This is a genomic window from Planomicrobium sp. CPCC 101110, from assembly GCF_007859395.1.
Lineage (GTDB): Bacteria > Bacillota > Bacilli > Bacillales_A > Planococcaceae > Planococcus.
In genome coordinates this window covers 1,335,662-1,356,794 of record NZ_VOHD01000003.1, presented here as the reverse complement: position 1 = coordinate 1,356,794, position 21,133 = coordinate 1,335,662, and the positions used below count along the sequence as shown (strand labels likewise).

The window sequence follows — 21,133 nt, the reverse complement described above, 5'->3', positions numbered from 1 at the left end:
AATTTCTTGTCACATGACCATGCCGCCGTCCAGGTGAAGTGTTTGGCCTGTCATGTAAGAAGAATCTTCTGAAGCAAGGAAAAGGGTTGCTTTCGCCACTTCTTCCGGCTTGCCGAAACGGCCAAGCGGAATTTGTGAAAGCATTGCTTTTTGGATATCCTCACTCAGCTTGTCTGTCATATCTGTAGTGATGAATCCAGGAGCGACCGCATTCGCCGTAATATTTCGGCTTGCCAGTTCCCGTGCTGTCGTCTTAGTCAAACCGATGACGCCTGCTTTTGCAGCAACATAATTCGCTTGTCCGGCATTGCCCATAACGCCAACAATCGATGCAATATTGATGATGCGGCCTGAACGCTGCTTCATCATTTGCCGGGTCACCGCTTTCGTGCAAATGAAAACGCCTTTCAGGTTTGTGTTGATAACATCATCCCATTCATCATCTTTCATGCGCATCATCAAATTGTCCCGGGTGATTCCTGCGTTATTCACTAAGATGTCGACTGATCCAAAAGCTTTCAGCGTTTCGTCGACCATCGCTTTCACCGCATCAGCATCTGATACGTCCGCTTTCACCGCAAGGGCTTCTCCGCCGTTTGCCTGGATATCCGCAACGACCGACTCCGCTTTTTCCTGGCTGCCGCTATAGTTAACCACAACTTTCGCACCGGCATCTGCCAGTTTGCGGGCGATTTCAGCGCCGATACCGCGTGAAGCCCCTGTGATAATGGCTGTCTTTCCTGTCAAGTTGGTCATTTTTTCAGCTCCTCTACCGCTTTTTCAAAAGATTCCTGATCGAAAATCGGCAATGTAGTGACCGATCGGTCGATTTTCTTGACCAATCCGCTCAAGACTTTCCCAGGGCCAATTTCGACAAATACCGTTACGCCAAGCTCGATCATTTCTCTTACCGATTGTTCCCAAAGGACCGGGGAGTATAGCTGGCGGATAAGCAGGTCCTGCAATTGCACCGCATTCGTTTCACTTTTCGCCGTCACATTTGTCACAACAGGAACAGCCGCATCTTCAAGGAAAGCCTGGCTCAACACTTTGGATAAATCCTGCGAGGCGGGGCGCATCAATTCGGAATGGAAAGGCCCGCTTACATCAAGAGGAATCGCACGTTTCGCGCCGCGTTCTTTTGCCAGCCTGCATGCCTCCTCCACGCCCCCCTTTGTTCCGGAGATGACGATTTGCCCAGGACAATTCAGATTGGCAAGCTGCACAACGCCTGCTGCATCTGTCGCTTCGTCCGTCACTTTCTCAAGTTCTTCGCTGTCCATGCCAAGGATTGCCGCCATAGAACCCTGGCCTGCAGGCACTGCGCTGTTCATGAACAATCCGCGTTTATGGACGATGTTGACAGCCGCTTCGAATGGCAGTACACCTGAAGCGACAAGCGCACTGTATTCGCCTAAGCTGTGCCCAGCGGTATAATCGGGGACAATGCCCATACGGTTCAAACGTTCAGTGATCATGGCGCTTACGGTCAGAAGAGCCGGTTGCGCGTGGTATGTAAGGGTCAGTTCTTCTTGCGGGCCTTGCAGCATCAAGTCAGACAGCTTAAAGCCCAGCACTTGATCTGCCTCTTCAAAAAACTGGCGGCTCGTTTTGTCGTTCAGGAATGTTTCTCCCATTCCTACAGTTTGAGAACCTTGCCCAGGGTAGATAAAGGCGATTTTATTCATTTTGTTTCTCCTTTTCCAGTGTACTGTGGATTGTGCCGGTGACATTATTTTCAACCATCGTGCGCGTTTGGCGAATGGCGTTGAACAAGGCAGTGGCATTCGAAGAGCCGTGGGCTTTGATGACAGGCGCCTTCAAACCGAACAATCCAGCACCGCCATACTCGCTATAGTCGAGCATGCCCTTAAGCCCGCGCAAATTATCTTTCACAAGGAAAGCTGCGACTTTCGTCTTCGTTGAAGCCATAAAGACGTCTTTTATCATGGCAAAAACGTTCATGGCCGTTCCTTCGATCGTTTTCAAAACCATATTGCCGGTAAATCCATCCGTCACCACAACATCTGCCGCTCCGTTCAACAAATCGCGCGATTCAACATTGCCGATAAAATTGATCGGTGCTTGCTTCAACAATGGAAACGCGGCTTTCGTCAGTTCGTTCCCTTTTTTCTCTTCGGTCCCGATGTTCAATAATCCAACCGTCGGGTTCTTGATGCCGCGGACTTTCTCCGCGTAAATGCTGCCCATGACCGCATACTGCACAAGATGCTCCGGCCGGGCTTCCGCGTTTGCCCCCATATCAAGCATGACAAACCCTTTGCCGTCTATCGTCGGCAAGGTCGGCGCTAGCGCCGGCCGGTCGACCCCTTCAATGCGGCCGACTACAAACAGCCCGGCCGCCATCAAAGCGCCGGTATTGCCGGCGGATACACAAGCATCCGCCCGCCCGTCTTTCACTGCTTGCGCCATCTGTACCATCGAGGCATCTTTCTTGCGCCTGACAGCCCGCACAGGGTCATCTTCCGCTTCGATAATTTCCTCGCAATGGATTATGCTGAGGCGGTCCTGTGCCCGTAAATAAGGCTGCATTTTTTCTTCATGCCCATATAGCTGGATTTCCAAATCGTTGAATTCCGCCAGCGCTTTGTACACACCCTCCATTATTTCTTTAGGAGCGTTGTCGCCGCCCATTGCATCTACTGCTATTTTCACTGTCCATCACCTTCGCTTTGCTCCGTCATTCGGTACATTTCAAACGTACCGATAAAAACCGTTGCTTGGTCAACCGAAGATACCACTTTTACATGCGCCCGGTTTTTTTCCGGATTGCGTTCTACAACTTGCGCTTTCGCCACGATGCGCTGCCCAGCAGTCACCGGCCGCAGAAATTGCAGCTCCGATTTTACTGTAAGCGCCAATTCGTCGTTCATGACTGCAACGGCAAGCGAGTTTGCCTGCGCAAATAGATGGTGGCCTCTTGCGATTTTATTGCGCTGAAAAACGTGTTCCGGCTTCACATCAAAAATCGAGATTGCCCGTTCATCCAATTCAATATCGATAATCTCCCCGAAAACTTCATCGATCGGCAAAGATTTCACTTCATCTTCATATGTTTTCACAGCCACATGCTTGATGCGCTCCCGCAGCTCAGGAATCGCCAGCTCCATCCGGTCCAGGCGAATCGTTTGGACGCTGACATCAAACTCAGCCGACAATTCTTCATCCGTTACAAACGGATTGGCCTGAATCGACTCTTTGAGCGCTTGCTGCCGTTCTTTTTTCGGTCTTCTCACAATGTCACCGCCCGCTATTAGCACTTGGTACTAATACGAGTATATAAATAACAAAAAAAGAATGCAAGGATTATTCGCAATCCTCGCATCCTCAATCCAACCGGGAACTTGATAGAACTCCTGATTCCTCAAGATGCTCACGCAGACATTTTGTCTCATCACTGCTCCAAAATTCTTCGCTATTGACCAGTTTTTCAGCATCTTTTCTCGCGGTTTCAAGCGCTCGGTAATCATGCACCAAATCGGCCATCTTGAATTCAGGGACACCGCTTTGCTTCCGTCCGAAAAAGTCTCCCGGGCCGCGAAGCTGCAAATCTTTTTCAGCAAGCACGAAGCCATCGTTCGTTTCAGTCATTGAAGCCATGCGCTCTTTGCCCATCTCCGTTTTGGGATCGGCCAAAAGCACACAATACGATTGCTCGCTCCCGCGCCCGACGCGTCCGCGCAACTGGTGCAGCTGGGACAAGCCAAAGCGCTCGGCATCATAAATAAGCATGAATGATGCATTCGGCACGTTAACCCCCACTTCAACCACTGTGGTCGAAACCAACACGGAAATTTTGCCTTCTGTAAATTCACGCATTGTTTCCTCTTTTTCGTCGGAGTGCAGACGCCCGTGCATCAAACCGACCGTGAATTTCCCATGGAAATGGCTCGACAGCTGCTGGAACAGTTCAACCGCATTTTGAAAATCCAACTTATCCGATTCTTCAATAAGCGGGCAAATGACATATGCCTGCCGCCCTGCCGCCAATTCTTTTTCCATGCGCCCTAAAATTTTTCCAAACATGTCTTTCTTCATCCAGAATGTCTGGATTTCTTTCCGCCCTACCGGCATTTCATCGATAACGGACACATCCATTTCACCGAAAGCCGAGATGGCGAGGGTCCGCGGGATGGGGGTTGCTGTCATAAACAAGACATCCGGATTATAGCCTTTGTCTTTCAGCACGCGGCGCTGATCGACACCAAAGCGATGCTGTTCATCCGTAATGACAAGCCCAAGCTTCCTGAATTGCACATCAGGCTGGATCAGCGCATGGGTCCCGATCAGTATCTGGATCTCACCTGCAGCCAATTGATCCAGAATCAGCTGGCGCCGTTTACCTTTGACTCCTCCGGTCAACAACGCGATGTTTAGGCCGAGCGGTTCAAACCATTGCGCCAGCGTATTGGCATGCTGTTCCGCCAAAATTTCCGTCGGGGCCATCAAGGCTCCCTGCAGTCCAGCGGTAACTGCCGCATATAGCGAAATCGCAGCGACAACCGTTTTCCCTGAACCAACGTCACCTTGCAGCAAACGGTTCATGCGGAAAGGCTCCCGCATATCTTTGCATATCTCATTGACGACGCGTTTCTGGGCAGCAGTCAGATCGAAGGGCAGGGATTGGATGAAATTCTTAAGCTTCTCCAAATCGTAATTGATGAACGATCCGCCTTCTTCCTCGCGGTTCTTTTTCCGCAGCGACTGCATTTTCAGCTGGAACATCAGAAGCTCCTCGTAGACAAAACGGCGGCGCGCCTGTTTCAGCATATCTCCATCCGGCGGAAAGTGGACCCATTCCAAAGCATCTTGGATGGAAGGCAATTGATATCCATCCAAAAAACGGTGCGGCAAACAATCCTCCAAATCTTCTTTCGCCAAATCCAACGCTTGCCTCATAAGTTTCCGAAACGTCTTTTGATAGATTGAACCTTTCAAACTGTATACCGGCTCAAAATCCGCTCCGCCAGTTTTTGGGCCGATGGAATGGCTTTGCACCGTAATAACCTGGCGCCCCCGGTCCCATTTGCCTGACAAAGTCAGAACTTCCCCGATGCGCAATTTCGCTTTCACATAAGGCTGGTTAAAGAAGATGGCTTTGACCAAATGCCGTCCGACCAAAATTTGCACTTGCGTGCGTGATTTGTTTTTTCCTAAAAAAAGGACGGAAGGCTCGCTTTCGACCCTTCCCTCCACAGTGACCCGTTCATTATGTGGCGTATCAGCCAAGTCTTTCAACTGAAAATCTTCATGGCGGTATGGAAACGTCATGATAAGGTCATGGAGCGTTTCAATTTTCATTTCCTGCAAGGATTCAGCCGCTGTTTTGCCTACCCCTTTCAATGCGGTAACCGGCGTTTTAACGTCCACTGCCAACAACTGCCCCGCCAAAAATTTTCGCTTCCAGCCATTTGCCTGTCGGAGTAGCGGCTAGACCTCCTTTTGCCGTTTCGCGGAGTGCGCTCGGCATCGACTGGCCGATTTCGAACATCGCGCCGATCACCTCGTCACATGGTATCCGGCTCTTCACGCCTGCAAGCGCCATATCGGCCGCCACAACAGAGTTTGCCGCTCCCATTGCATTCCGTTTAACGCAAGGCACTTCCACCAATCCCGCCACCGGATCGCAGACAAGGCCCAACATGTTTTTCATCGTGATAGCAAACGCTTCTGAACTTTGCTGCGGCGTACCGCCCGCCATTTCTACAATCGCAGCTGCAGCCATTGCTGCCGCTGAGCCGACTTCCGCTTGGCACCCGCCCGCTGCGCCTGAGATTGAAGCATTGTTTGCTACAACAAACCCAAAGGCGCCGGATGTGAACAAGAAACGGATCATTTGTTCACGTGTAGGATTCAATTTGTTTTTAACAGCAAACAACGTGCCGGGAACAACACCGGCAGAACCTGCTGTAGGGGTCGCGCAGATAGTTCCCATTGCGGCATTCACTTCGTTGGTCGCCACCGCTTTGCTGACTGCGTCAAGAAGCAGGTCCCCGGACAATGAATTGCCTTTTGCCATGTATTCCTGCAATAAGACTGCATCTCCTCCTGTTAAACCGGATACCGACTGCACACCTTTCAAACCTTTTTCCACCGCCTCTTCCATCACTGTCAGATTGCGGTCCATTTGTTTCATGATTTCTTCGCGGGTCCGGTCGGTCACAAGTATTTCTTGTTCAATCATGATTTCGGAAATAAGCTTGTTTTCCTTTTCTGCGAGCTCCACTAGTTCCCGTACGTTGCGAAATAGATATTCCACGGTTTATTCCTCCATTTAATCTGCGATTCTCGTGACTTGCGTGATGTTCGGAAGCTCTCTCAGCTCATCCATCACTTCTTTATCAACATTTTGATCCACTTCGATGACCATTAACGCCATATGCCCTTTTTCTTTCCGGGAAACTTCCATATGGCCGATATTGATATCATATTTATACAAACAATTGGAAACGTTTGCAATACACCCCGACCGGTCTTCATGGACTACCAGGATAGCTGGATGGTTTCCGGAAAGCCTTAATGGAAAACCGTTGAGCTCTGTTATTTCAATTTTTCCGCCGCCGATGGAAATCCCCATCATCGACATTTCCGAGCGGTCATCCCCTACAACAATTCGCGCTGTGTTCGGATGGTCGACATTCCCGACTTCCGGTATGAATTCAAATGCCATACCTAGCTTTTCCGCTTCTTCAAAAGATGTTTTAATGCGTTCGTCGAATGTATCGTAATCAAGCAGGCCGCCAATGATGGCCACGTCCGTGCTATGCCCTTTGTAGGTTTCCGCAAACGAGCCGTATAAGTGGATTTTTGCCCATTTCGGCTGGCGTCCGAACAGGTCTCTCGCCACTCGCCCAATGCGGGCTGCTCCCGCTGTGTGGGAAGAAGATGGACCGATCATAACGGGCCCGATTATATCAAATACAGATTTGAACTTCATTGCTCAAACCCCTTTCCTTCTAGGTGCGTATAGTACTAGTTTACATGAATTTGCCACATTTAACAAAAATAAAAGACGCATGCCTGTTGCATGCGCCTTTCGTCTTTTTTTCCCTATTAATTAGGGTTTGGACATTTTAAAATCGCTTGAAAAAGGGTGATTTTTATTCTACTGCCAAAATATAAGGATAGAGAGGCTGTTTGCCGTTATGGACTTCCACTTCAACTTCTTCGTTGAGGGACTCGATAAATTCAGCGAGTTTCTCCGCGTCGCTTTCGTTGACGTCCTCCCCATAAAGGATTGTTACGATTTCAGCGTCTTCGTCAACCAGTTTTTTAGCCAGCTCTTCCGTGACCATTTGGAGACTGGAGTCCGAAACTACGATTTTGCCTTGCGATATCCCCATGAAATCGTCTTTTTTAATGTCAATTCCATCGATAGAGGTATCACGGACAGCATAAGTGACCGATCCGGATTTGACGTTTTTCGACGCGTTGGCCATCAGTTCCCGATTTTCTTCCACTGAAGCAGAAGGATTGAAAGCAAGCAAAGCCGTCATGCCTTCTGGCACGTCTTTGGTCGGAACCACTGCAGCTTCGATATCGAGCATCTTAGCCGCTTGTTCAGCTGCCATGATGATGTTCTTATTGTTCGGCAAGATCAACACGCGCTCCGCTTCAATCTCTTTGACCGCGTTGACGATATCTTCTGTCGACGGATTCATCGTCTGGCCGCCTTCTATCACAAATGAAGCCCCTATGGAACGGAGCAATTCCGCTATGCCTTCGCCCATTGCTACCGTGACCACTGCATATGGATGTTTGGTTTTCGCCTTAGGCGCATCTTTTTTGAAATCTTCTCCAACGATGTCGATATGCTGCTGGCGCATATTCTCGATTTTCATGCTGACCAAACTGCCGTATTGTTGGCCATATGTAAGAACTTTCCCCGGTTCTTCGGAATGGATATGGATTTTCGCCACCTCGTCATCAGCAATCACCAGCAAGGAATCTCCGTAAGCGCTTAAATCACTCCTGAAAGAAGCTTCGTTGAATTCTTGCTTGCCTTCTTCGAATTTCACCATAAATTCAGTGCAATAGCCATACTCGATGTCTGCCGTGTCCATAAATCCTGCAATGCTTTTATGATGCTCTGCACTGACAAGTTCCGTCATAGTGCCATGAGCGTGTTTTTCAGGCAGTTTTTCGCCTTTCAAGCATGCTAAAAAGCCTTCGTAGACATAAACGAGCCCTTGCCCGCCGCTGTCGACAACCCCGACTTCCTTAAGGACAGGAAGCAGGTCGGGCGTACGCTCAAGCGAGGCTTTCGCTTCAGCTACGACCCCTTCAAACAGCACAATCAAATCTTCTTCGGTTTTAGCCAATTCCATCCCTTTTGCGGCAGCATCTTTCGCGACTGTCAAAATGGTTCCTTCTACCGGCTTCATCACTGCTTTATAAGCGGTTTCAACACCGTGCTGCAAAGCATCGGCAAATTGGGCCGCCGATAATTCCGGCTTGTTCTCTATATGCTTGCTGAACCCCCTGAACAACTGGGATAAAATGACGCCCGAATTTCCGCGTGCTCCCATCAAGAGCCCTTTCGACAAGGCTCCGGCGGTTTTGCCGATATGCTCCTGAGCGTTTGCTTCCGTTTCTTTTGCTCCGGATGACATCGATAGGTTCATATTCGTCCCCGTATCGCCGTCAGGCACCGGAAACACATTTAATGCATCTACATAATCCGCGTTCTGGAACAAATGATGAGCTCCCATTTGCACCATTTCGGCGAATTGAATACCGTTCAATAGCTTCATAACCAATTTTTCCTCCTCTTACGGGTTCGTGACACGAACTCCCTGAACATAAATGTTTACGGCTTTGACAGGCATGCCGATGGTTTTTGTTAGCGTATATTTGACTTTAGATTGGACTTGATAAGCCACTTCAGAAATTTTTGTCCCATAACTGATGATGACGTACATATCAATCACCAGATCTGTGCCTTCTTGCCGGACGATGACCCCTTTTGCGAAATTTTCCTTGCGCAAAATATCGGTCAAGCCGTCACGGATCTGGTGCTGGGTAGCCATTCCCACAATGCCGTAGCATTCGATTGCCGCTCCGCCTGCCACTTGTGCGATCACGTCATTGGAAATATCGATTTGGCCATAGTCGTTTTTTAATTCAATCGACATTCAAAATTCCCCCTTGAGTCCTATTTCACTAGTTTCATTCTACATGAAACCAATCTATAAGAAAAGCAGGCGATAAGGGTGTAAAGGTTTTTTTCTTGAAAGGGCAGGAAAATTAGTTGCAAACCCCTTATGTCTATGTTAAATTATTAAAGTATGTGAAATGAAAAACGAACTGAAATTCTATTATAATTTTCAGCTTCACTTGTGAGGAGGGACTTACATGCCAAAAGTATGTGCAGTTAGTGGACGCAAAGCTCGTTCCGGAAATGCCCGTTCACACGCGATGAATTCGACAAAACGTACATGGGGAGCAAACCTTCAAAAAGTTCGCATCCTTGTAGACGGTAAACCGAAACGTGTATGGGTTTCTGCGAGAGCATTGAAATCAGGAAAAGTTGAGCGCGTATAATCGCTCATGAATAATGCCAGGTCTGACACTCGTCAGCCTGGCATTTTTCGTGGGTTCCGGATCATCTCTTTAGGTCGATTCCGGTTCATCTTCAAACATTCAAAAGCCCTTGCAGAAGTTTCCTGCAAGGGCTTTCGGGTTCAATCCGCACTTTCAATCATGATACAGCTTCCTTTTGTGAAAGAAACCGTCCCTTCTCCTTCAAGCTCGTTGCTGATAAAGCGTGTCGAGCCGAAAGCGATCGATTCGCTTTCCACTTCATACTTAAAGCTTTCGAGAGTCAATCCTTCCACTGTTTCAGCGAAAGGATAGAACGAGATGAAAGGATAGCGTTCATCCCGCTTCACCCCATGGCGGCCAGGCGTTAAAAAACGGATGCGGTTTTTATGGTTGATGAGAAAAAAACGGACCGCCGGAAAGTTTCGCTGGTAAGAATAGACAGCATGCAAAGCGCTCATATAATGATCAAGACGCCCTCCCGTAACTCCTGTGATGATGACTGTTTCCGGTTGGAATTCCATCGCTTTCTCAAGCGCCAGCTCTGTATCCGTCTCGTCTTTTTCTGAGGCTACCCGGGTTATGCCAGGGAAAAGCTTCTCAATCTCCCTGTACTCTTCTGGCGTGACCGAATCAAAATCCCCGACAGCCCAGTTTGGCGTAATGCCATTCTCGAGCAATCTGACAGTACCGGCGTCAACGCCTATATAAGCCGCATCCGGCCATGCCGACAAATCAGGCAATTCATCCGCCGGCCCGCCAGCCACAAGGACGACTTTCACAAAACCGCCTCTTCTCCGGCTCTTTTGATGGACTGAAGCGCTTTAGCGCGGTCTTCTTTGCCATAAATGGCCGATCCGGCAACAAAAACTGTTGCGCCGGCTTTTGCGCAAAGCACAATCGTTTCTTCGTTGATGCCGCCGTCAATCTGGATTTCGAGCGAAAGGCTTTTGTCCTTGACGATCTGGGCAAGCTGCTCGACTTTCGGTATGACGGAATGGATAAACTTCTGTCCGCCAAACCCGGGATTGACGGTCATGAACAGAACCATATCAATATCTTCCAAAATGTGTTGGATGGACTCGACCGGTGTGTGCGGATTCAGCACCACGCCCGGTTTGACGCCAAACGACCGGATCAGCTCGATCGTCCGGTGTAGATGCGTTGCCGCTTCTACATGGACGGTAATCCAATCGGCGCCGGCTTTCGCGAAGTCTTCAATATATCTGTCCGGATCTTCAATCATCAAGTGGACGTCAAGCGGCAGCTTCGTCAGCGGCCGCAGCGCTTCCACTGCGATCGGGCCCATCGTGATGTTCGGCACAAAATGGCCATCCATGACATCAATATGAATCCAGTCCGCTCCTGCTTTTTCAACTTCCAATACTTCTTCTCCCAGTTTGGAAAAATCCGCAGCTAAAATAGACGGTGCGATTTTAATCATTCGGATACCTCGGCTTTCGCGTCATAATTTCTTCTAAAAACTTCAAGTAATGCTTGTACCGGTAATCCGGAATTTCATCAGCTTCTACAGCTGCTTTTATAGCGCATTTCGGTTCGTTCAGATGCAGGCATTCCCTGAATTTGCACTTTCCTGAGCGCTCAGCCATTTCAGGAAAACAATCGGAAAGCTCTTCTTTTTCAACAGTTTCAAAATCGAAAGAACTGAATCCCGGCGTATCAGCCAACAACCCTTTATTCACTTCGATAAGTTCCACATGGCGCGTTGTATGTTTCCCTCGATTTAGCGCCTGTGAAATATCATCGGTTTTCAGCTCCAGCGAAGGCAGGATGGTATTCAAAAGCGTTGATTTTCCGACGCCTGACTGCCCAGCCAATACACTCGTTTTCCCTTCCAATACCGGCATCAGCCGTTCCGCCAATTCTGCATCCCCTTTGAAAGTGGGGATGACTTCATACCCGATTTTTTCGTAGTCCGCTATATACTTTTGCAGTTGCTTTTTTTCGTCTTCTGCCAGCAAGTCTATTTTGGTCAGGCAAATCACAGGCTTGATGAAATGCGATTCGATCGCTGTTAAGAACCGATCAAGCAAGAGCGGATGGAAATCCGGCTGTTTCGCTGAAAAAACGAGAATGGCTTGATCAATATTGGCGATCGGCGGCCGCACGAGTTCGTTTTTGCGTTCATGGACTACCGTGATCGTCCCTTCCAAATCGTTATCCGCTTCATAGTCCACAAAATCCCCGACCAGCGGAGAAATCTGCCGGTTCCGGAATACACCCCGTCCCCTGCATTGGATGTAGCGGTCTTCATCTTGGTCCTGGACATAATAAAATCCGCTCAACGCTTTTCTAATTTGACCTTTCGGCATGCTTTCACTCCTTTTATAATCACATTAATCGGCAGCTGTCATTCCACACTATCATAAGGAATGGTCTCTTCTAAAATCACGGTCGAATTCCGGAATATACGGTAAACTGCACTTTCGCCTTCCGCTATCTGCAGCTCAATTTCTCTTGTTTCGTTTTCCGTGATCGTGAATTCCTCGACAGGTTCCGCCATGCTGTCATCCTGGTCCTGAATATAGATTTGCACCGTCTGTTCTTCCCCATCTTCCTCTTCATATGGAATTTCCACAGATTTGATGTAAGTTTTCAAGGGCAATGCCGCCCGGCCGGAAGACATGGTCACTTCAATGGTACTGCCGGCTTCAAGCTGTTCACTTCCTGCAGGGCTCTGCGCAAGCACCATGCCTGCCTCTATGCTGTCTGAAGACTCTTCCCCGACAATCCGGATGTTGAAACCGGATGAACGCGCGTATTCATTGAGATCGGCTTCCGTATAGCCTGTCAGATCTTCAACTTCCCGCATGTCCTTGCCTTTGCTGACAGTGAACTCAATCTCGGTTTCACTGACGACAATCTCAGTTCCTGCCCTTGGCCTCTGTTCAAGTATTGTACCCGCAGGCTCATCAGAAAATTCCTCGGTTTGTTCAACCGATTGGAAATTCTGTTCTTCCAGCAGCTCTGTTGCCTCTTCAATCATTTCGCCTACATAATCATCCAATTCAACGGTTTCTTTCCCTCTGCTGACAAACAGCTGGATTTCGGATTCACGGTCCCGCATTTTTCCGGCTTCCGGAATTGTACGGATAACATCGCCTTCTTCAACTTCTTCCGAGAACGCCTCGGTTTCCTCTCCTAAAACGAAACCGGCCGCCCTCAGCTCTTCAATCGCTTCGGTCCGCTCCATCCCAGCCACTTCCGGAACAGCCGCTTGCCTTGGCCCGAACAACCCCGGGAATGCCAGTGCAGTTACGAGTCCGGCAATGAGCAAAAATCCAAGAATGGCCAATAGCCACGGCCACTTTTTCTTTTTTTCTTTGGCTTTTTTGGGCGGAGCCGGCTTTGATTTATTGCCGGGTTCGGCCGGGAAAGGAGTGATCGTTTTTGTATCCTCGGCATTTTCATAGGCTGCGACATTTTTGATGACGGGCATGGCACGAGTTTCATCCTGATCTTCAGGAACTTTGAATTTCGGTTCGTTCAATCGCTCGGGAGCTAATACGGTTGATAGATCCGCTTCCATTTCATCGGCGGATTGGTAGCGGTACTGCATTTTTTTCGCAGTTGCTTTCAGAACGACGTTCTCAACACTCTGCGGAAGGGTCGGTACAATCGACCGCAAGGACGGAGTTTCGGTTTGCAGATGCTTCAATGCAATGGAAACAGCCGATTCCCCGGAAAAAGGCAATTTCCCGGTCAACAATTCGTACATGACAATTCCAAGGGAATAAATATCCGATTTCTTGTTTGCTGTTCCTCCGCGCGCCTGTTCAGGAGACAAATAATGCACTGTTCCAAGCACGGAATTGGTTTGGGTATATGAAGTTGCGCTCAATGCCATGGCGATTCCAAAATCACTAATCTTCACATTGCCGTCTTCATCCATCAATATGTTCTGCGGTTTGATGTCGCGGTGGACGATTTGGTTATGATGAGCGTGTGCCAAGGCTGAAGTCAGTTGTTTCATAATCTCGACCGCCCGTTCAGGCGCTACCGGTGAGTGTTCGATTATGTATTCTTTCAATGTTTTTCCAGGTACATATTCCATCACCAAATAATGAATAGAGCCATCTTCCCCCACATCAAAAATATTCACGATATTCGGATGGGCAAGACTTGTTGTTGATAGCGCTTCCCGTTGAAAACGCCGGCGAAGCTCTTCTTCATTTGAAAAGTCGTAGCGCAAAACCTTGATTGCGATATCGCGGTCCAATATCATATCGTGCGCCAAATAGACGTTGGACATTCCTCCGCCGCCGATCAGTTCCATGACTTTATAGCGGCCGTTTATTCTTTTGCCGATCAACATGGCTACACCTCCTCAACCAGTGAGGATAAAAGAACAAATGAAATATTGTCCTCTCCTCCAAGGTGGTTTGCGAGCTTCACAAGCTCTTCACCTTTTTTGGAAAGCGGCATCGGCGAGCAGACAATCGCAGCAATGTCTTCTTTTGTCACCTTATTGCTTAATCCGTCGGAACAGATCAATAAATACAGCGGAGGAGCAAGTGGAAAGTGGAGAAACTCGCCTTCGATGCCCGGCTCCGTCCCAAGCGCTTTGACGATCCAGTTTTTCTTCGGGTGGTCTTCCGCTTCTTCTTCACTGATTTCACCGCTGTCGATCAGCACATTCACATATGAGTGGTCGCGTGTCAGCTGTTCAACCGTTCCATCAATCACGTAAGCTCGGCTGTCTCCGATATGGCACATTACGCACCCCGCATCATCGATCAGCGCGGCAATCAAAGTCGTGCCCATGCCTTTGCACGCTGGATTGTTCCCGGCATATTCGTAAACTTCCTTGTTTACATTTTGAATATGTTCGGAAAGCCATTCTTTTTTGCTTTCAATGGAAGAAAAAGCTTCCGCCCTTTCTTCCAAAAAAAGCGTGCTTAGCGAATTGACGGTCATCTCGCTCGCTACGTCTCCGGCATTATGCCCGCCCATTCCATCTGCAACCAAGACCAGCAGCAATCCTTCCGGCCTTTTCAGGACGGCCACGCGGTCTTCGTTGATTTCGCGTTTTTTCCCGGTATCAGTTTCTATAACATACTGAAACAAATCCTCACACCTCAATTCTGTTCTTTAGCTGCCGTTCGTGCTGCTTAGGCTTTTTTACGGAATGCGGCAATGAAAAAGCCGTCGCTTCCAAAATCCTGGGGAAAAATCTGGACAAATCCGCTATTTTTCTTGCCGAGCGCTTCCGGCAATGCAACTTGGATTTTTTCCATTTCAGGATGCTCCTTCAAAAAGCGTTCTGCAGTCCCTCTATTTTCCACTGCATCAACGGTGCAGGTGCTGTATACCACAATCCCGTCTTTTTTCAGCAATTGCGCAGCTTGGCCAAGCAGCGCATATTGAATTTCCTGAAGGCGGGCAAAATCTTCTTCTTTTTTTGTGTATTTGATATCCGGTTTGCGTTTGATGACCCCAAGGCCGCTGCACGGTGCATCAACCAAAATACGGTCAAACTGCTCTGTGCCGAAACGCCCGGCGCTTTCTTTGCTGTCGCCAACCGCCGTTTCAATGATGGTATGGCCGAGGCGGTCCGCTGTTTCGTCGATCAGTTTGACTTTGTGCTGGTGAAGGTCCATCGCAAGCAGCGACCCTTGATTGTTCATTTTCTCGGCAATATGCGTCGTTTTGCCGCCTGGTGCTGCACACATGTCCAGCACCTTCATGCCCGGTTTCAACTGGAGTCCGTAAACAGGAAGCATGGAGCTTTCGTCTTGTATGGTGATAAAGCCTTTTTCGAATGTGGTGCTCCGCGCCGGCTGGCCGTTTGTTATGACGAGGCATTCCGGAACCAGGCTGCTGCGCGCCGCTTCCAGCCCTTCCGATTCAAGCATTTCAATCACTTCCTCGACCGTCGCTTTTACAGTATTGACGCGTACGGTCTGAGCCGGAATTTTATTGTTTTCCAATGCCATTTCGCGGGCTTTTTCCATTCCGAACTGTTCGGACCAGCGTTTGATCATCCATGCCGGATGGCTCGTTTCAATAGAGATTTTTTCAATCGGGTCGCTGATTGTGTTGAACGAACGGACACCGTTCCGCTGGATGGAGCGGAGAACGCCATTGACGACAGATGCAACTCCTCCATGCCCTCGGCGTTTTGCGATTTCGACCGCTTCATGCACAACTGCATGGGATGGGATCCGGTCCAGATAGACAATCTGGTAAAGCGACAAGCGAAGCAACGTTTTCACCCACGGTTCGATTTTGCCCTTCAGATAGGGCTCCAAATAAAAATCGAGCGTCATTTGATGCTGGAGTGTGCCGTAAGTGATTTCTGTCAGCAAGCCTTTGTTCTTGTCCGCGATGCCGTAGCTTTGGATGGTTTGGTTCAAGAGCAGGTTGCTGTATGCCTGCTTGTTTTCAACAGCCCAAAGGATCGAAAATGCCGCATCCCGTACATTGCCTTGAAGTTTTTTGTTTTTCATTGGAAGTAATCTCCTGCCTGGATTTTAGGTCCTTTTAAATAATCTTTTGCCGCCATGCGTTTTTTGCCGGCCGGCTGCAATTCTGTGATGGCCAGAACCCCATCCCCCGTCTGAACCAAAATGGCGTCATCCGCCAATTCAAGCACTTCGCCAGGTTTCCCGGTTTTACCGGACGAACGTTCTTCCGCCCACCAGATTTTCACATTCGCTTCATTGTATGCGGTATAGGCGACGGGCCAAGGATGAAGGCCGCGCACTTGGTTGTATATGGCCAAAGCCGGCTTCGACCAGTCTATGCGTTCTTGCTCGCGTGAAATGTTGCGTGCATACGTCACTTGCTCTTCGTTTTGAGAAATCCGCTCGTTCGTGCCGGCGATGATGGAAGGCAGCGTAGCTTTGAGCAATTCGGTTCCTGCAGCGCTCAATTTATCGAACATGGTTCCGGTATGGTCCTGTTTTCCGATCGGGACAGCCGTTTGGGAAATGATGTCTCCGGCATCCAACCGGTCGACCATATACATGATCGTAACGCCGGTTTCTTTTTGTCCATCGATGATGGCTTGGTGGATTGGTGCACCTCCGCGGTATGCCGGAAGCAGTGAAGCGTGGACGTTGATGGCACCGAGCTTCGGCGCCTCCAGCAATGCCGTCGGCAAAATCTGGCCGAATGCTGCCGTAATGACAAGATCAGGCTCCATATCAAGCACCACTTGCAATTCTTCCGGATTTTTTAGCTTTTCAGGCTGATAAACCGGCAAGCCGAGGCGAATCGCCTCTTCTTTTACCGGTGTCTGCGTCAGCACTTTTTTGCGGCCGACCGGACGATCCGGTTGAGTGACGACTGAAATTACTTCATAGCCTTCTTCAACCAGCATGCGCAAAATCGGCGCTGAAAATGCTGGAGTCCCCATAAAGACGATTTTCGTCAAACCTGTTCCTCCTCTTCGGCGCGCGCTTGGGCCTCAGCTTCCGCGATCATTGCATCCAATTCTTCTTGTGTTACATATTTGGTTATTTTGCTAGTGAACAGAACTCCGTCCAAGTGGTCCATTTCATGCAGAATAGCCCGGGCTTCATAGCCTTCCGCTTCCAGCTCATACCAAGAACCGTCACGTTCTTGCGCTTTGATCTTCACATGGTCATGGCGTTCGACTTCCCCGAAAATCCCCGGGAAGCTCAAGCAGCCTTCAACATCTGTATCCATTCCTTCATATAGAACCAATTCCGGATTGACCATTTCAATCGGTTCTTGCCCTTCACCGAAATCGACGATAGCCACACGGATCGCTTTTCCGACTTGGGGAGCCGCAATGCCGACCCCGTCATTAGCTACCATGGTGTCGTGCATATCATCCAACAAGGCGCCAAGCTTTTTATCGAATTTGGTGACTGTTTCACATTTTTGCTCCAATACTGCGTTCGGATGTTTTACTATATCTAGAATTGCCATTATTAATCCCCATTTCTTTTACATCACTGAAGTTGGGTTCATATCGATCGACAAAGTGGCGCCTTTTTTGATCCACTCGGTCCGATAGATCTTGATCAGTTGTTGCATGACTTCAGCAAGTTTCGGTTCTTTTTTGTATTTTATCAGACATTGATAGCGATATCTATTGTTCACACGGGCTATGAGCGAGGCTGATGGCCCGATGATCAAGGTGTTCGGAGACAGCTGGCCCGACAAATAGCGCACTGTCTGTTCCGCGTAGCCGGCGACGGTCATCAAGTCCTCATGCGTGAACTGAATATTGACCACATAGTAATACGGCGGGTAGCCGCTTGCTCTGCGCATCGCCATTTCCTGCTCGTAAAATGGTTCATACAATTGGTCTTTCGCAAGCGTGATCGCGTAATGCTCCGGTGTATACGATTGGACATACACGCTGCCGGGCAGCTTGTCCCGCCCGGCGCGGCCGCTGACTTGCGTCAGCAGTTGGTAGGTCTTTTCAGCTGCCCGGAAATCCGGCAAATGCAGCGTGGTATCTGCCGACAATACGCCCACCAAAGTAATATTGGGGAAATCAAGGCCTTTGGCGATCATCTGGGTGCCTAAGAGAATATCGGCTTTCCCTTCGCCAAAAGCGCTCAGGATTTTTTCGTGCGCCCCTTTATTGCGTGTGGTATCGACATCCATGCGAAGCACTCGTGCGCCTGGGACAACTTTAGCCAGTTCTTCTTCGACTTTTTGCGTCCCAGTCCCGAAAAAGCGGATGTGTTCGCTCGTACATTCCGGACATGTGTGCGGAACCGGCTCATCATAGCCGCAATAATGGCATTTCATCAATTCGCTCGAGCGGTGATACGTAAGGGAGATGTCGCAATTCGGGCATTGCATGACGGTGCCGCAGTCACGGCATAAAACAAACGAAGAATAACCGCGTTTGTTCAAAAACAGCACAACTTGCTCTTTTCGTTCAAGGCGTTCGCGGATGGCATCTGCCAATTGCACGGAAAACATCGACCGGTTGCCTCTTCTGAGCTCTTCCCGCATATCGACAATCTCGACTGTCGGAAGCGGCTGGTTTTTCGCGCGGTGCTCCAGCACAAGCAGTTCATAAACGCCTTTCTGTGCACGGGCATACGATTCCAGCGACGGGGTCGCACTGCCTAAAATAACCGGGCAATTATGGTATTCGCTCCGCCAGATAGCCATATCCCGCGCATGGTAGCGCGGCGAGTCGTCCTGTTTATAGCTGGATTCGTGCTCTTCATCCAAAATGATCAATCCCAAGTTCTCAAAAGGCGCAAAGATGGCCGATCTGGCTCCAACCACCACTTTCACTTCATGGCGCTGGATTTTTCGCCATTCATCATACTTTTCTCCAGCGGACAAGCCGCTGTGGAGGACCGCCACCATATCCCCGAACCGTTCTTTAAAACGGACCGTCATTTGCGGCGTCAATGAAATTTCCGGCACAAGCATGATGGCTTCTTTTCCTTCTTTCAGCACTTGGTCGATCGTCTGCAAGTAAATTTCCGTTTTCCCGCTTCCTGTAATGCCATGAAGCAAGAACGTTTTTGCCCGGTTAAGAGACGCCTCGATCGCATCAAACGCCGTTTGCTGGGCGTCCGTCAGCTGCAAGGAACCTTTTTTCTCAATGGCAGATAAAAGGCTCGGGTCCCGGTAGGATTCCATATTAGAAATCTCCGCCAAGCCTCTTTCCACTAAGCTATAGACAGTAGGCAGCGTCACGCCGGCTTCTCTTTGAAGCTGGGATGCCTCGATTGACCGCCCAGGATTGTTTTTGAAAAACGCCAAAAGCTTTAATTGCTGTTTGGCATTGGCGCGAACAGCGACTCCTTCCAGCTTTTCAAGCGATTCCGTAATATGGACCATTTTCACTTTCTTAACGGCGGTTTGCTGGGAAATATCCGTGTCGGCCACAATCGTGCCGTTCGCCATCTCTTTTTTCAGCAAAGCGTACAGCTCGACCGCCTCCTGGTCCCGCAAAAATGGTTTGTTTTTAAAATGGGGCTGCAGCAGTTTCGGCAATTCTTCAAGAGGCGCATTCAGCACGAAACGTTTTTCGTATTTTGCGCGCAGAGCAGCCGGAATCATCACTTTCAAAGCGTCAATTTCAAAACAGACGGTTTGTTCTTTCATCCATTTAGCCATCTGGAGCATTTCCTTGTTCAATACCGGCACAACATCCATCAACTCATGGACCGGCTTCAGGCGGGCCGGATCAAATTCCGATGTTTCTTTTAAATGCGTAATAAACCCAAGCACTTTGCGGTTGCCAAATGGGACTTTGACGCGCATGCCGGGTTCTGCCAACACTTCCAGATGTTTCGGTATCGCATAATCAAATGGCCGGTCGATTGGGTGGGCTGCTACATCGACAATAACTTCAGCGATCATGCAAAACTTCCCTTTCCATTATCAATTCCAGCAAGCGGCGAGCCAATTCAGCCTTCGGCATCATATCGAAAGAATACTCAAAATCTGCTTTTCCGTAGACGGTAACACGGTTGGTGTCCGATTCAAAACCGGCTTGCGCTTCGCTCACATCATTGGCAATAATATAGTCCGCGTTTTTCCGCTGCAGCTTCTCTTTTGCGTAATGGGCGACATCATTGGTTTCTGCTGCGAAACCGATGAGCAATTGATGGGCTTTCTCCTGCCCCAAGGTCTGCAGGATATCAACCGTCCGCTCAAGTTCAATCGCCGCTCCGCCTTCTTTTTTCTTCATCTTCTGCGATTCGACAAAAATTGGCCGATAATCGGCTACTGCCGCGGTTTTTATGACTATATCCGCTGACGCGTACTCCGCTTTTACCGCATTCAGCATTTCTTCCGCGCTTTCCACTGAAATCCGCCGGACGCCGCTTGGCGCCGGCAGCGAAACCGGTCCGCTGATCAGAATTGTTTCAGCTCCCATTTCAGCTGCTGCCTGTGCCATGGCATACCCCATTTTACCGCTGGAAAAGTTCGTCAAAAAACGGACAGGGTCGATGCGCTCCCGGGTCGGGCCAGCAGTTACTACCACTTTTTTCCCTGTTAAACTTTTTGGCTTCGAGAAATAATCCGCAACTAGAGCGGTGATTTTTTCCGGCTCTTCCAAGCGCCCTTTCCCGACATAACCGCAAGCTAAAAACCCTTCGGACGGTTCGATAAACCGGATGCCGTCTTCATGCAGACGCTGGATGTTGCGCTTTACTGCCGGATGGTCGTACATATGGACGTTCATCGCCGGAGCGATCCAGATCGGGGCGGTAGCGGCAAGCAATGTCGTGGTCACCATATCGTCCCCGATGCCGTTTGCCAACTTGCCGATTACATTAGCCGTAGCCGGCGCTACGATTATGAGGTCCGCCCAGTCCGCCAAGTCGATATGGGCGATGACGGAAGAGTCTTTTTCATCGAATGTATCAAAATAGACGTCGTTTCTCGACATCACTTGAAAAGTCAGCGGCTGGACAAAATTTGTCGCTGACTGGGTCATGATCACTTTGACGGCAGCTCCTGCCTGAGACAGTTTGCTGACAAGCGCAACCGCTTTGTAAACGGCGATTCCTCCGCTTACACACAATAGAATTTTACGATTCGCCAACAACCTAAACACCCTTTCTAAACAACAAACTCCCAAAGAACAAGT

General features: G+C 49.2%; 20 protein-coding genes. 1 reads left to right on the top strand and 19 read right to left on the bottom strand.

All coding sequences use genetic code 11. The features are described 5' to 3' along the window. Positions 1-9: 9 nt before the first annotated feature. From fabG to FQV30_RS06550, 9 genes are all read right to left on the bottom strand, one after another. Positions 10-756: a 3-oxoacyl-[acyl-carrier-protein] reductase gene (gene fabG / locus FQV30_RS06590; RefSeq protein ID WP_146499299.1), complete on the bottom strand. Its 747-nt coding sequence runs from the start codon at positions 754-756 to the stop codon at positions 10-12. Then, positions 753-1,688 (bottom strand): ACP S-malonyltransferase, encoded by a 936-nt coding sequence (fabD, locus tag FQV30_RS06585; protein ID WP_146499298.1) that lies wholly within the window; start codon positions 1,686-1,688, stop codon positions 753-755. Before fabD ends, fabG begins: the two co-directional genes overlap by 4 nt. Continuing rightward, positions 1,681-2,676 (bottom strand): phosphate acyltransferase PlsX, encoded by a 996-nt coding sequence (gene plsX / locus FQV30_RS06580; RefSeq protein WP_146499297.1) that lies wholly within the window; start codon positions 2,674-2,676, stop codon positions 1,681-1,683. The genes fabD and plsX overlap by 8 nt, the downstream gene beginning before the upstream one ends. Continuing rightward, positions 2,673-3,257 carry a transcription factor FapR gene (gene fapR, locus FQV30_RS06575; protein ID WP_146499296.1) on the bottom strand — a complete coding sequence of 195 codons (585 nt, stop codon included), beginning with the start codon at positions 3,255-3,257 and terminating at the stop codon, positions 2,673-2,675. Before fapR ends, plsX begins: the two co-directional genes overlap by 4 nt. Positions 3,258-3,348: 91 nt before the next feature. Then, positions 3,349-5,412, bottom strand: coding sequence for an ATP-dependent DNA helicase RecG (gene recG, locus FQV30_RS06570; protein WP_255473333.1), 2,064 nt, complete (start codon positions 5,410-5,412; stop codon positions 3,349-3,351). Next, positions 5,381-6,280, bottom strand: coding sequence for an L-serine ammonia-lyase, iron-sulfur-dependent, subunit alpha (sdaAA, locus tag FQV30_RS06565; RefSeq protein WP_146499295.1), 900 nt, complete (start codon positions 6,278-6,280; stop codon positions 5,381-5,383). The genes recG and sdaAA overlap by 32 nt, the downstream gene beginning before the upstream one ends. 15 nt (positions 6,281-6,295) lie before the next feature. Then, positions 6,296-6,958, bottom strand: a complete 663-nt coding sequence (gene sdaAB / locus FQV30_RS06560; protein ID WP_146499294.1) for an L-serine ammonia-lyase, iron-sulfur-dependent subunit beta — start codon at positions 6,956-6,958, stop codon at positions 6,296-6,298. Between the two features lie 163 nt (positions 6,959-7,121). After that, a complete protein-coding gene (locus FQV30_RS06555; RefSeq protein ID WP_146499293.1) occupies positions 7,122-8,774 on the bottom strand; it encodes a DAK2 domain-containing protein in 1,653 nt (550 codons plus the stop codon). A gap of 18 nt (positions 8,775-8,792) precedes the next feature. Then, positions 8,793-9,155 (bottom strand): Asp23/Gls24 family envelope stress response protein, encoded by a 363-nt coding sequence (locus FQV30_RS06550; protein WP_106531972.1) that lies wholly within the window; start codon positions 9,153-9,155, stop codon positions 8,793-8,795. A gap of 220 nt (positions 9,156-9,375) precedes the next feature. On the opposite strand from FQV30_RS06550, the gene rpmB reads away from it, so the two are divergent. Continuing rightward, entirely contained in the window at positions 9,376-9,564 is a 189-nt protein-coding gene (gene rpmB, locus FQV30_RS06545; protein WP_106531973.1) for a 50S ribosomal protein L28, read from the top strand. Between the two features lie 140 nt (positions 9,565-9,704). Here rpmB and FQV30_RS06540 read toward each other — a convergent pair whose 3' ends face one another. Genes FQV30_RS06540 through coaBC form a run of 10 tightly spaced genes read right to left on the bottom strand, consistent with a single transcriptional unit; the run spans position 9,705 to position 21,091 of the window. Continuing rightward, positions 9,705-10,343, bottom strand: a complete 639-nt coding sequence (locus FQV30_RS06540) for a thiamine diphosphokinase (protein ID WP_146499292.1) — start codon at positions 10,341-10,343, stop codon at positions 9,705-9,707. Then, positions 10,340-11,005, bottom strand: a complete 666-nt coding sequence (gene rpe, locus FQV30_RS06535) for a ribulose-phosphate 3-epimerase (protein WP_146499291.1) — start codon at positions 11,003-11,005, stop codon at positions 10,340-10,342. Before rpe ends, FQV30_RS06540 begins: the two co-directional genes overlap by 4 nt. Further along, entirely contained in the window at positions 10,998-11,894 is an 897-nt protein-coding gene (gene rsgA / locus FQV30_RS06530; RefSeq protein WP_146499290.1) for a ribosome small subunit-dependent GTPase A, read from the bottom strand. The genes rpe and rsgA overlap by 8 nt, the downstream gene beginning before the upstream one ends. A 38-nt stretch (positions 11,895-11,932) precedes the next feature. Next, the gene (gene pknB / locus FQV30_RS06525) at positions 11,933-13,897 is read right to left on the bottom strand and encodes a Stk1 family PASTA domain-containing Ser/Thr kinase (protein WP_146499289.1); all 1,965 of its coding nucleotides are present in this window, start codon (positions 13,895-13,897) and stop codon (positions 11,933-11,935) included. A gap of 2 nt (positions 13,898-13,899) precedes the next feature. Next, entirely contained in the window at positions 13,900-14,649 is a 750-nt protein-coding gene (locus tag FQV30_RS06520) for a Stp1/IreP family PP2C-type Ser/Thr phosphatase (protein WP_146499288.1), read from the bottom strand. 44 nt (positions 14,650-14,693) lie between these two features. Next, entirely contained in the window at positions 14,694-16,031 is a 1,338-nt protein-coding gene (gene rsmB, locus FQV30_RS06515; protein ID WP_146499287.1) for a 16S rRNA (cytosine(967)-C(5))-methyltransferase RsmB, read from the bottom strand. Further along, positions 16,028-16,960 (bottom strand): methionyl-tRNA formyltransferase, encoded by a 933-nt coding sequence (fmt, locus tag FQV30_RS06510; RefSeq protein WP_146499286.1) that lies wholly within the window; start codon positions 16,958-16,960, stop codon positions 16,028-16,030. Before fmt ends, rsmB begins: the two co-directional genes overlap by 4 nt. Next, on the bottom strand, positions 16,957-17,481 hold the full coding sequence (def, locus tag FQV30_RS06505; RefSeq protein WP_146499285.1) for a peptide deformylase: 525 nt from the start codon (positions 17,479-17,481) through the stop codon (positions 16,957-16,959). Before def ends, fmt begins: the two co-directional genes overlap by 4 nt. Before the next feature lie 18 nt (positions 17,482-17,499). Next, positions 17,500-19,896 (bottom strand): primosomal protein N', encoded by a 2,397-nt coding sequence (priA, locus tag FQV30_RS06500; protein ID WP_146499284.1) that lies wholly within the window; start codon positions 19,894-19,896, stop codon positions 17,500-17,502. Further along, positions 19,886-21,091 (bottom strand): bifunctional phosphopantothenoylcysteine decarboxylase/phosphopantothenate--cysteine ligase CoaBC, encoded by a 1,206-nt coding sequence (gene coaBC / locus FQV30_RS06495; protein ID WP_146499283.1) that lies wholly within the window; start codon positions 21,089-21,091, stop codon positions 19,886-19,888. The genes priA and coaBC overlap by 11 nt, the downstream gene beginning before the upstream one ends. Positions 21,092-21,133 lie beyond the last annotated feature (42 nt).